A 12,163-nucleotide genomic window follows, 5' to 3' on the forward strand; every position below is an offset into this window, starting at 1 on the left:
GCCCTTCCCGCTGTCACACTACCATGAATTGCTATCTTGAGGGGTTTTTAATAATAAAAACTCTTTTAAAGAGAGCCGCACCCGCGATCAGCCCCCTCGGGAATGGCGAAAAGATGCGGTGCCGGAAGGTCCATCCGGGCAAAGGCGGGGGGATAGTGCGGCAGAATAGCGGTACACAGCACTCGGTTGTCGGCGCCCCTTGCGGTAGACGTCAGCGGCGTCAGACCGGGTGCCTCCAGCACCCGCACTGTCTGGCGGGCAATCGCGGCCCCGGAGTCCAGCCACAAGACCGGACGGGGCGCCACCTGCTGCAACACCGGCAACAGCAGCGGATAATGGGTACACCCCAGCACAACGGTGTCGAGATCCTGATCGGCAAACAGTGGCGCCGCCTCGGCGGCCACGGCACCGGCATCGGCAACTCCGGTCCCCAGATAGCGCTCCGCCAGCTCAGCCAAATGCGGAGCCCCGACTTTCACAACCCGGCAGTCGCCTGCAAAGCGCTGACACAGATCCTCAAGATAGGTGCTGGAGGCCGTTCCCGGCGTGGCCAGAACCCCGATCACTTTCGCTGCGCTGGCCGCTGCTGCCGGTTTGATGGCAGGCACTGTGCCAATCACCGGAAGCCCGTGATGATCCTGTCTTATTTCAGCCAGCGCTGCCGTCGAGGCGGTATTGCAGGCAATCACCACCACATCGGGCCCCTCGGAAGCAATAAGGGCCGTCAGAACACTGCGGATCCGCCGGACCAGCGCGCCCTTCTCCCAACTGCCATAGGGAAATCCTGCCGCATCGCAGGCATATGTAAGGGCCGCCGACGGAATCAGCCGACGGATTTCCGCCAGCACCGATAATCCGCCCAACCCGGAATCAAACACCAGAATTCGCCGCACCTGACCTGCTCCATACAGCCTGCAGGATTTTTCTGACAGAACTCCATCCCCGCGCCGTTGGCAAGGGCAGCCCTGTCCGGTCAGACATTTTTCTGGCGCAAGTTTCCGGGGCAGGAGCCCCGCCGGAAACAGCGGGACTCCTGCGGCCTCCTTATTCTGCTGCCCCGGTCTCAAGGGCATAGTCATGGATCAGGGTCCGGCAGACGGTGCCGGGGGTAAAGTGCCAGTCGGCAATCTGGCGCACCGGCGTCACCTCTGCCGCCGTTCCGGTCAGAAACACTTCCTGCGTGTTGGTAAACTCTTCCGGCTGGATTGCCCGCTCAACCACCTGATAACCCCGGCGACGGGCCAGGTCGATCACCGTCTGGCGGGTGATCCCATTCAGGAAGCAATCCGCCACCGGCGTATGGATCACCCCATCCTGCACCAGAAAGATGTTTGCCCCGGTGGCTTCCGCCACCTGTCCGCGATAATCGAGCATCAGGGCATCATCGTATCCGGCCTGCTCCGCCGCATGCTTCGACAGGGTGCAGATCATATAGAGACCGGCAGCCTTAGATCGGGTTGGCGCAGTCTCCGGCGCCGGACGCCGCCACGGCGCGACCGTCAGCCGGATTCCCTGCATTTTGGTTTCAGCATCCCAATAACTGGGCCACACCCAGGCTGCAATCGCCACCTGCGCCGTGGTCTGTTGGGCTGCAACGCCCATCATCTCCGACCCGCGCCATGCCACCGGACGGATGTAGCAGTCTGAAAAGCCATTGGCGGCAATCACCGCCTCAGTGGCGGCATTCAGCTGCTGCACACTGTAAGGCAGCCGGAAACCAAGAATATCAGCGGAGTCGATCAGGCGTTGACTGTGTTCGGTCAACTTGAAGACGCGCCCGCGATAGGCCCGCTCCCCTTCAAACACCGAGCTGGCGTAATGCAATCCATGCGACAGAACGTGCAGGCGGGCATCCCGCCACGGCACCAAAGTGCCATTCAACCAGATAAACCCATCACGATCATCAAAGGGCAAAACATTCATCGGGGGCCTCTTGCCTGTAAAGACGGCATCGTCAGGGTCAGCAACGACCCCATCAGACTGATGCTGTCGAAGGGTTGAAACAGTCCTCCCCATCCCCGCAAAGCGGGGACAGGGTGACAGAGGTGAGAGGCGGCCGCCCGGCATCAAAGACATAAAATTACGTCATTGATAGTTTATTGGTATCATTCATTCGGATATAGGTCAATAAAACTGACCTATATACCGTATGTCCTGCCTGCATGCCGCCCTGCGCCCCATGCATGGGACGCCTGCCGGTACCTACAGAACGACATGAAAAAAAGCGGCACCCCTCCGGATGCCGCTTTTCTGAAATACGTATCAAAACGCAAAAGGGTTACATCGCATCCTGCTCAGCCAGCGCCCGCTGCATCGCCCGTTTCCGCTGCTGTTCCTGCCGATGCATGATGTACCCGGCAACAACAATCGCCATCGTCGCCAGAACGACCAGAATTGTCGCCAGAGCATTAATCTTCGGGGTAACGCCCAGCCGGACGCTGGAAAACACCACCATCGGCAGCGTCGAAGACGACGGACCGGCGGCAAAACTGGTGGTCACCAGATCATCCAGAGACAGGGTAAAAGCCAGCAGCCAGCCAGACACCAGCGCCGGGGCAATGATCGGCAGAGTGATCAGGAAGAAAACCTTCAGCGGTCGCGCCCCCAGATCCATTGCTGCCTCTTCGACACTGTCATCCATCTGCGACAGGCGCGACTGGATGACGATGGTCACATAGGCCATGGCAAAGGTGGTGTGGGCGATGGTGATGGTGGTGATGCCACGGCCATCCGGCCAGCCGGTCAGCTCTTCCAGCACCACAAACATCAGCAGGATCGCCAGACCGGTGATCACTTCCGGCATCACCATCGGGGCGGTGATCATGCCGGAGAACAGCGTCCGCCCTTTGAAGCGGCCAAAACGGGCCATGATCAGCCCGGCCATAGTCCCCAGCAGGGTGGCCAGCGTTGCCGACATCGCCGCGATCAGCAGGCTGACCTTGGCGGCACCGAGAAGCTGCTCATCCTGAAACAGCTCTCCATACCACTTGAAAGAAAAGCCCCCCCAGACCGTCACCAGCTTTGATTCGTTAAACGAAAAGACGATCAGCAGCAGAATCGGCACATAGAGGAAGGCAAACCCGAAGGCCAGAGCCGAAATCAGAAACGGAGAGCGGTTGGTCATCAGCCCTGCTCCTTCGCTTTGGCTTCCTGCCGGGCCTGATAACTCTGGAACAGCATGATCGGCACCACCAGAAACACCAGCATCGCCACAGCCACAGCTGATGCGGCCGGCCAGTCACGGTTGTTAAAGAATTCAGCCCACAGCACCTTACCGATCATCAGGGTATCAGCCCCACCCAGCAGATCGGGGATCACGAATTCCCCCACCGCCGGAATAAAGACCAGCATACATCCGGCAACGATCCCCGGCATGGAGAGCGGCAGCGTCACCTTCAGGAACGCCTTCCACGGGCGGCAGCCCAGATCCATCGCCGCTTCCAGCAACGACATGTCCATTTTTTCCAGCGTCGAATACAGCGGCAGGATCATGAACGGCAGATAGGCGTAAACGATGCCGATATACACCGCCATTTCGGTGTTCAGAATCTCCAGCGGCTCGTTGATCACCCCGGCCCACATCAGGAAATTGTTCAGAAGACCGTTGTTTTTCAGAATCCCGATCCACGCGTAGACACGGATCAGAAAGCTGGTCCAGAACGGCAGAACCACCGCCAGCAGCAACAGGTTACGAATGCTTTTATCAGCCCGGGCAATGCCATAGGCCATCGGATACCCCAGCAGCAAGGCAAACAGGGTCGAGAAAAAAGCAATCTTCAGAGAGTTGAAATAGGCCGCCACATACAGCTCATCCCCGAACAGATAGAAGTACGAGGCAAACGACATGCGGATTTGCAGATACTGATCATCCACCCATTCCACCAGCGGAGTGTAAGGCGGAACACCGACCTGAAATTCAGCGAAACTGATCTTCAGAACGATCAGGAACGGCGCGAGGAAAAACAGCAGCAGCCAGAAATAGGGAACTGCGATCACCAGCCCCCGGCCACCGACGCCCAGACGGCGGGTCGCCGCCCCGGCGCTGTTGGGATGGCGACGCTCCTTCGGGGCACCGCCGCCCCCGCCGAGCATCGGCGCGCTCATGATGTCACCACCACGACGTTGGAATGTTCCCACGACACATGAACGCGGTCATGCCAGGTCAGTTCCGGCTCAGAAGAGCGGGTCTGGTTCTGCAGGTCTGCCCGCACCAGACGGCCACTGTCCAGACGCACCAGATAGGTGCTTTCACCGCCCAGATAGACGATATCCTCCACCACCCCGGTCGAGGTGTTGTAGGTGCCATCCGCCGGCGGCTCTTTCGACAGCGCGATTTTTTCCGGACGCACAGCCGCATAGACAGTCGCCCCCTCGCGGGAGCTGATGCCATGGCCGACGTAGATCGGCACGCTCAGATCCGGGCAGCCGATCACCACATGCCCCGGCTCATCTTCCAGCAGCGGACCTTCGAAGATATTGACCGACCCGAAGAACTCCGCCACGAAGCGGGTATTCGGATATTCATACATGGCGTGCGGCGTATCGACCTGCAGGATGCGGCCCTGATTCATGATCGCCACGCGGGTCGACATGGTCATCGCCTCTTCCTGATCGTGCGTCACGACCACGAAGGTGATCCCCAGATTTTCCTGAATGTTGACCAGCTCAAGCTGGGTACGTTCGCGCAGCTTCTTATCCAGTGCGCCCAGCGGCTCATCCAGCAGCAGCACCTTCGGTCGCTTGGCCAGCGCCCGGGCCAGAGCCACGCGCTGCCGCTGACCGCCGGACAGTTCATGCGGCTTCCGGCGGCCCAGATGACCCAGCTCGACCAGATCAAGCATCTCCGCCACCCGCTGACGGACCTGATCGCGCGGCATGCCATCCTGCTTCAGGCCAAAGGCCACGTTCTGCTCAACCGTCATATGCGGGAACAGAGCGTAGGACTGGAACATCATGTTGACCGGGCGCTCATACGGCGGCACCCGGGTCATATCCTGACCGTCGATCAGGATCCGCCCCGAGGTCGGCGTCTCAAACCCGGCCAACATCCGCAGCAGCGTCGTTTTGCCGCAGCCCGACCCCCCCAGCAGAGAGAACAGCTCCCCCTGATAGATGGTCAGCGACACATTGTTAACGGCGACAAAGTCGCCAAACGTCTTGGTGACGCCTTCAATCTGGATCAACGGCTTGAGCAGATCGGAGGCTTCGCCTTTCTCGGTCCGGGCGACCTGATCCTGAAGGCTGCGGGCTTGCTGAGACATGCCGGGACAGACCCTTTACAATGCGAGAGACGGGATAAGAGGACATAGATACAGAAAACCGCAGCCGCCCGGACCTTCCTCAGGGCCGGGCGGCTCGATCAGGCACCGGGGGTCTTACTTCCCGGTTTTGATTTTATTCCAGATGCGGGTGCGCAGACGCTCCGCCTTCTGGTCCGGGGTCTTCTTGACGAACAGATTGTTCAGCACCGCTTCCGTCGGATAAACAGCCGGATTCCCTGAAATTTCCTTGTCGACCAGCTCGGTCGCCTTGGCATTGGCGTTGGCGTAGAACACCTTATTCGAGATCCCGGCGGTGATCTGCGGCTTCAGCACATGGTTGATGAACAGCATGGCGTTTTCCGGATGCGGGGCATCCTTCAGCACACCCATGAAGTCAAACCACATTTCAGCCCCTTCCTTGGGGATGTTGTATTCGACCTTCACGCCGTTCTTGGCTTCTTCCGCGCGGGACGCAGCGATGAACATGTCACCGGAATAGCCCATGGCAACGCAGATATCGCCATTGGCCAGCGCGTTGATGGATTCAGAGGAGTGGAACTTGGTGATGTACGGGCGCACGCCCATCAGCAGCTTTTCCACCTTCTCCAGATCCTTCGGATCATTGGAGTTCGGGTCCAGCCCCAGATACTTCAGGGCCGCCGGGAACACTTCCGACGGGCTGTCCATCAGGTAGAGGCCGCACTTGGAAACCTTTTCCGCCCACTTCGGATCGAAGATCAGCGCCCAGGAGTCAACCGGCGCGTCCTTACCGGCGACAGCGGCAACCTTCTCCGGATTATGGGCGATGCCGTCGGTCCCCCACATGTAAATGATCCCGCTCTTGTTATCCGGATCGAAGGCGGAGGCGCTCTTCATCAGCTTCGGATCAAGATTGGCGAGATTGGGGATCTTGGCCTTGTCCAGCGGGCGGAACACACCGGCCTGCACCTGACGCTGGAAGAACGCCCCGGTCGGCACCGCAAGGTCATAGCCCGACTTACCGGCCAACAGCTTGGCTTCCAGCATTTCGTTGGAGTCATAGACGTCAACGGTAACCTTGATGCCGGTCTCTTCCTCAAACTTGGCAATGGTGTCTTCGCCAAGGTAGTCAGACCAGATGTAGAGGTTCAGCTTCTTTTCTTCGGCGGCCTGTGCCCCGACCGAAGCGAACATAACGGCAGCAAGGCCGAACAGAAACGCGCTGGACTTACGCATGTGGGGCCCCTTCTCGTGTTCCGGGCAGTTGTGGGCAGCGCCGGGGTACGGACACCCCCCGGCAGGCGCCGTGCCGACGCGGGGAACGCGGGCCAAAAGCGCTGTATTGTGACTGTCGCAACCTTTGCCGCGTCGCGCAAGTTGATATTGCACAGCAACTGGTTCAGGCTTTTAGCTCCTGTTTTGTCCACAGCACGGGCGTCATGCATCCTCCGACCACGTCCTGGTATTCCGCCACGGCCACCCCGGCCCCGGCCCTGCCCCCCCTGCACGGAGACGGGGAAACCGATGTCTGCATTATCGGGGGTGGGCTGACCGGCTGCTCGGCAGCCCTGCATCTGGCTGAGCGCGGCTACCGCGTCACCCTTCTGGAGGCGGAACGGATCGCCTTCGGGGCCTCTGGCCGGTCCGGCGGACAGATGATCGCCGGGTTCAACCGTGACATCGCCGCCATCGCCCGCCTGACCGGGCCGGAAGAGGCTCTGCGGTTATGGGATCTGTGCGAAGAGGCCCTGACCCTGACCCGGGATCTGATCCGGACCCACGCCATTGCCTGCGATTTCCGTGATGGCACGGTGTTTGTGGGGGAGAAACCCCGCCACCGCGCCGATATCGAGGCCACCTATGAGGAATGGACCCGCCTTGGCCGCCGGGATCTGACGGTCTGGGATGCCGCCGAAACCCGGCGTCAGGTCGCCAGCCCGCGTTATACCAGTGGCCTCCATGACCCGCATGGCGGCCACCTGCACCCCCTGAACTACACGCTGGGCCTTGCCGCCGCGGCCCGCGCCGCCGGGGCACAGATGTACGAACAGACACCGATGCTGCGCTGGCACGCCGGAAACCCGGTCCGGGTGGAAACCCCGCACGGCACGGTACGGGCCAAGTTTGTCCTGATGGCGGGCAATGCCTATCTGTGGGCAACAGAACGTCGTCTCGGGCGGCGGATCATGCCGGTCGGCACCTATATCGCCGCCACCCAACCGCTGGGGGAAGAGCGGGCCCGGGCCCTGATCCCCTCAGAGGCAGCGGTCTGCGATATGAATTTTGTGCTGAATTACTTCCGGCTGTCATCGGACCACCGGCTGCTGTTCGGCGGACGGGTCAGTTATTCCCGTCTGGATCCCGCCGATGTCGGATCGGCGATCCGCCGCACCATGCTGCGGTGTTTTCCGCAACTGGAGGACACGCGGATGGACTACGCTTGGGGCGGTCATGTCGCAATCACGGTCAACCGACTGCCCCACTTCGGGCGGCTGGCACCGAACGTACTGTTCGCACAGGGGTATTCCGGCCACGGTATTGCCCTGACCGGTCTGGCCGGACGGCTGATGGCGGAGGCCGTGGCCGGTCAGGCGGAGCGTTTTGATGTGTTCAGCCGCATCCCACATCTGCCTTTCCCCGGCGGCACCCACCTGCGCACCCCTCTGCTGGTGCTGGCAATGGCATGGCACCGCCTCCGCGATCTGCTGTAAGCAGACGCGGGAAAACATTAAAGGGGGGATCTGCTGTAAGCAGACGCGGGAAAACATTAAAGGGGGGGATCTGCTGTAAGCAGACGCGGGGAAAACGTTAAAGAGGGGATCTGCTGTAAGTCTGGCCGATAGCCGTGATCACAAATCAGCTTTGGTATCATCTGCCGGAGCGGTTACTCTGGGAATACGGTGCTGCACTGTTGCGGTCTGCCGTAAGGGAAGCTATGGAATCGCCACGATCCGGCCCCAAAGACCGGACATGATCCCGGCAGCAGGAAACTGATATCCGATGAGTGATCTCAAGGCAGGCGTCAACCAACTGTTCCTCCGTGAGGAGGAACTGCGCAAGGCTATGGAACTTCTGTTCTTTGCCTACCGCGACTTTACTGCCGAAGCGGATGTGGTGCTGACCGACCTCGGGCTGGGCCGGGCCCATCACCGGGTCATCTACTTTGTCGGCCGTCATAAGGACATCAGTGTTTCAGACCTGCTGCGGATTCTGCGGATCACCAAACAGAGCCTGTCCCGTGTCCTCAGCGAACTGGTCCGCGAAGGCTATATCGTCCAGAAACCCGGCCAGAACGACCGGCGGCAACGGCTGCTGGACCTGACCGACAAAGGGGTGGAACTGGAGCGGCAGCTGTCAGAGCGCCAACGCCAGCTGGTGGCCCGCGCCTTCCGGGAAGCGGGCGGGGAAGCCGTCGACGGCTTCCGGAAAGTGATGATCGGGATGATCGACGAACCCGACCGGGACCGCTTCCTGCCCGCCCCCGGCACTCCGGCGGCCCTGTTGCGGCGGTCCCGGCCATGAGCCCGATCAATGACATCAACGGCGACGGTGCCCACCTGCTGGTGGTCGATGATGACACCCGTCTGCGCGACCTGCTGCGGCGCTTTCTGTCAGAACGCGGCTATGTGGTGACCGCCGTGGCCGATGCTGCCGAAGCCCGAGCCCACCTCTCGCTGATGGATTTTGACCTGCTGGTGGTGGACGTAATGATGCCCGGCGAAGATGGCGTCAGCCTGACCCGGGGCATCCGCGAGACATCCGATGTTCCGGTGCTGATGCTGACCGCCCGCGACGAGCCGGAAGACCGGATCACCGGCCTGTCCGGCGGGGCTGATGACTACCTGACCAAACCATTTGACCCACGGGAGCTGCTGCTGCGGATCAATGCCATCCTGCGGCGGCGCCCCCGCCCGGTGGTGGAGGAAACCCCGCGCCAGATCCGCTTCGGGGACTTTCTGTTCGATCTGGAACGGCAGGAACTGACCTGTAATGACGAGCCGGTCTATCTGACCACCGCCGAGCAGGATCTGTTGCAGGCTCTGGCCCGGCAGGCCGGCGACGCGGTCAGCCGCGATGCCCTGGCCGAAGCGCTGGGGATTGAAGGCGGTGCCCGGGCAGTGGATGTGCAGATGACCCGCCTGCGGAAGAAGATCGAAGCCGATCCCCGTCAGCCGCGTTACCTGCTGACGGTGCGCGGCACCGGCTATACCCTGCGGCCCGGCTGACCCTGATGGCCCGGCTGACCCGCCTGCATCTGCGCCTGTTCGGGACCCCGATGCCAGTCCGGCGGCTGGCCCCGCGTGGTCTGCTCGGTCGGTCCCTGCTGATTCTGGTCACCCCGATGGTGCTGCTGCAGGTGGTCACGGCGATCATCTTTTACGACCGCCACTGGGATACCGTTGCCCGGCGACTGGCGGAAGGTATTGTCGGTGATGTCGCCACGGTGATGGAGCTGATGACCCGGTTCCCCGATCCAGAAGAGCGGGACTGGATTTTCACACTGGCCCGAACCCAGATGGGGCTGGCGATCAGCCTGTCAGAAGGGGCGATTCTGCCCAATATGCAATATGACCAGCCGGACTATGACATGGTCTCGGTGGTCGAACAGCTTTTGCAGGACCGGATCGAGCGCCCGGTGGTGATCGACGGCGGCCTGTTTGACCGCATCATTCTGGTCCGGGTCCAGCTTTCCACCGCTGTCATGACCATCGAAATACCGGCCAAGCGCCTGTACAGCTCAACAACCTATATTTTTGTGCTGTGGATGGTCGGCACCTCGCTGGTACTGATCGGGATTGCCACCCTGTTCCTGACCAATCAGGTCCGTTCCATCCGACGGCTGGCTGACAGTGCCGAACGCTTCGGCAAAGGGCAGGACGTTCCCCCGATCAAGGAAGAAGGGGCGCGGGAAGTCCGGCAGGCGGCGCACGCCTTCAACGTCATGCGGGAAAGAATCCAGCGTCAGATCGCCCAGCGGACGGAAATGCTGGCCGGGGTGTCCCACGATCTGCGGACTCCGCTGACCCGGATGAAGCTGCAGCTGGCGATGATGCCGGACTCCCCTGACGCCAGTGATCTGCAGGATGATGTCTCAGAGATGGAACGGATGGTCGAAGGCTATCTGGCCTTTGCCCGTGGGGAAGGAACCGAGGCGGTGGTGGAGACGGATCTGACCGATCTGGTGGACCAGCTGGCCGGGCGGTTCCGCCGCACCCATCCCGGATTGCAGATCCGGGGGGTCAATATTCCGCCACTGATTCTACCCCTCCGTCCGACGGCGGTGGAACGGGCTTTGTCCAATCTTCTGGGCAACGCAGCCCGCTATGGCAAAACAGTCCGCCTCAGCCTGCGCAAACGGGCGAACTGGGTGGATCTGGTGGTGGAGGATGACGGCCCCGGCATTCCCGAAAACCGGCGGGAGGATGTGTTCCGCGCCTTCTGGCGGGCCGAGGCTTCCCGCAACAGCCAGACCGGCGGCATCGGACTGGGCCTGACCATCGCCCGGGATGTCGCCCGTGTTCACGGCGGCGATATCCTGCTGGGAGACAGCAAGGCGCTGGGCGGACTGGAAGCCACCCTGCGCCTGCCACTGTAGCCGCTATTAAAGAAGGTGGTGCGGTTTTCGGTTGCCCCTCAGCCCCCGTGTGCGGGCCTCAGGACGGTGCCCCCACCAGCTTCAAAGCCCGACGGAACGTGCTGACAGAATGATTCGGCAGCGGGACAAACGGCTTGCAAGCCTTCCGGCAATTCCTCTTCAAATGGGTCACCGCCTCGTGACTGACACAGGTCACCGGGCAAAACACCACATCCGCGCAGGACACCGCCCCGGCCAGACGGGGGCATCCATCATCCAGTCCGCCGTCATGGTGAACAAAAACGCCGTTGCAGGCTTTTACCACATCCTCCAGATGCCGGGCCGCATGACCAATGCCGCCAACGTACAGAATTTGCCGCCGGGCCAGATCAACCCCTTCCGTCACCTCCCCGCTGCCTGAGCGGTTCGCCGCCAGCAGATCGGCCGGAGCCGCCCGCCGGGCCTCCTGCCAGCGCAGCTCGGCATCCGCCAGACGCTGTTCCAGCCCCCGGCGGTCCGCCTCATCCTTCTGGCGCTGCTCCTGCATCTGCTCCAGACGGCGCTGTGCCGCATCCAGGGCGCGGGTCAGACTGTCTTTCTCTGCCTGTGCCTGCCGCACGGACTGTTGTGCCGCCGTCAAAGCCGAACCGCTTTCCAGTTCAGCGAGGCGCTCCGCCAGCTGATCAGCCCGACGACGCTGGATTTCGCCGACCGACGCGTCCCGGCGGGCGGCGTCACGTTCCTGCCGGACCACCGTCAGATCTGCCCGCAGGCGGGTAAGCTCAGCACTCAGGTCAGCGACCTGACGCTCCAGCCCCGCCGTGCGCTGTAGATCGCTGCGCTGCGCCGCACCGGACAGATGCGACAGCATATGGACCTCACCATAAACCCGCTCCCGCAGGGCCTGGCAGTCCAGTGGATGCGTCATCAGCGCCCAGTATGCACCGGGAATATCGCCGCTGTTGCGGGCATCTGCCCACAGGCGGGCCAGTCCGGCCTCATCCCCGGTCCGGGTGATCCGCGATACGGTGGCGGCATGGCGCTTATCCAGAAGACGCGCAACCGTCTTCCCCAGCACTTTGTTCTCTGACGCCAGATGCACGATCGCCCCATGCAGGCGGTAATCCGAGGCATCCGGCGGCAGGGCCAGCCCGACCTTAATCGCCAGTTTGCGCAGGTCTGCCAGTGTCAGGCAGGTCCCGATAACACTGCACAGCCAGCGGCTGGGCACTTCATCCAGCCGCTTACGCCGGGCCGCAGACGACAGCCCCTGAGGAGGCAGGGACGACAACGGCAGGGACGGCGACACCAAGGCGGGCGGCAGGGACAGGGCGTGCGATGCACACAT

The 12,163-nt window shown here is 61.8% G+C and carries 11 protein-coding genes; 4 read left to right on the forward strand and 7 right to left on the reverse strand.

The features are described 5' to 3' along the window. Positions 1 to 65: 65 nt before the first annotated feature. From murI to G365_RS0107435, 6 genes are all read right to left on the reverse strand, one after another. On the reverse strand, positions 66 to 893 hold the full coding sequence (gene murI / locus G365_RS20705) for a glutamate racemase (protein ID WP_019644875.1): 828 nt from the start codon (positions 891 to 893) through the stop codon (positions 66 to 68). 151 nt (positions 894 to 1,044) lie between these two features. Next, positions 1,045 to 1,923, reverse strand: a complete 879-nt coding sequence (locus G365_RS0107415) for a branched-chain amino acid aminotransferase (protein WP_019644876.1) — start codon at positions 1,921 to 1,923, stop codon at positions 1,045 to 1,047. A gap of 355 nt (positions 1,924 to 2,278) precedes the next feature. After that, positions 2,279 to 3,124, reverse strand: a complete 846-nt coding sequence (locus tag G365_RS0107420; RefSeq protein WP_019644877.1) for an ABC transporter permease subunit — start codon at positions 3,122 to 3,124, stop codon at positions 2,279 to 2,281. Continuing rightward, entirely contained in the window at positions 3,124 to 4,104 is a 981-nt protein-coding gene (locus G365_RS0107425; protein ID WP_169545079.1) for an ABC transporter permease subunit, read from the reverse strand. Before G365_RS0107425 ends, G365_RS0107420 begins: the two co-directional genes overlap by 1 nt. Beyond that, a complete protein-coding gene (locus G365_RS0107430) occupies positions 4,101 to 5,261 on the reverse strand; it encodes an ABC transporter ATP-binding protein (protein ID WP_019644879.1) in 1,161 nt (386 codons plus the stop codon). The genes G365_RS0107425 and G365_RS0107430 overlap by 4 nt, the downstream gene beginning before the upstream one ends. A 114-nt stretch (positions 5,262 to 5,375) precedes the next feature. Beyond that, a complete protein-coding gene (locus G365_RS0107435; protein ID WP_019644880.1) occupies positions 5,376 to 6,476 on the reverse strand; it encodes a polyamine ABC transporter substrate-binding protein in 1,101 nt (366 codons plus the stop codon). Positions 6,477 to 6,679: 203 nt separating this feature from the next. On the opposite strand from G365_RS0107435, the gene G365_RS0107440 reads away from it, so the two are divergent. The 4 genes from G365_RS0107440 to G365_RS0107455 all read left to right on the forward strand — a co-directional run bounded on the left by G365_RS0107440 (position 6,680) and on the right by G365_RS0107455 (position 10,836). Next, positions 6,680 to 7,951, forward strand: a complete 1,272-nt coding sequence (locus G365_RS0107440) for an NAD(P)/FAD-dependent oxidoreductase (protein WP_019644881.1) — start codon at positions 6,680 to 6,682, stop codon at positions 7,949 to 7,951. A gap of 289 nt (positions 7,952 to 8,240) precedes the next feature. After that, positions 8,241 to 8,762, forward strand: coding sequence for a MarR family winged helix-turn-helix transcriptional regulator (locus G365_RS0107445; RefSeq protein WP_019644882.1), 522 nt, complete (start codon positions 8,241 to 8,243; stop codon positions 8,760 to 8,762). Then, a complete protein-coding gene (locus tag G365_RS0107450; RefSeq protein WP_019644883.1) occupies positions 8,759 to 9,466 on the forward strand; it encodes a response regulator in 708 nt (235 codons plus the stop codon). The genes G365_RS0107445 and G365_RS0107450 overlap by 4 nt, the downstream gene beginning before the upstream one ends. Positions 9,467 to 9,471: 5 nt before the next feature. Beyond that, a complete protein-coding gene (locus G365_RS0107455) occupies positions 9,472 to 10,836 on the forward strand; it encodes an ATP-binding protein (protein ID WP_019644884.1) in 1,365 nt (454 codons plus the stop codon). 58 nt (positions 10,837 to 10,894) lie between these two features. Here the strand turns inward: G365_RS0107455 and G365_RS0107460 are convergent, their stop codons facing one another. Beyond that, positions 10,895 to 12,163 carry a DUF2325 domain-containing protein gene (locus tag G365_RS0107460; RefSeq protein ID WP_019644885.1) on the reverse strand — a complete coding sequence of 423 codons (1,269 nt, stop codon included), beginning with the start codon at positions 12,161 to 12,163 and terminating at the stop codon, positions 10,895 to 10,897.

The sequence above is a fragment of the Novispirillum itersonii subsp. itersonii ATCC 12639 genome (genome assembly GCF_000381985.1).
In the GTDB taxonomy this organism is placed as follows: domain Bacteria; phylum Pseudomonadota; class Alphaproteobacteria; order Rhodospirillales; family Rhodospirillaceae; genus Novispirillum; species Novispirillum itersonii.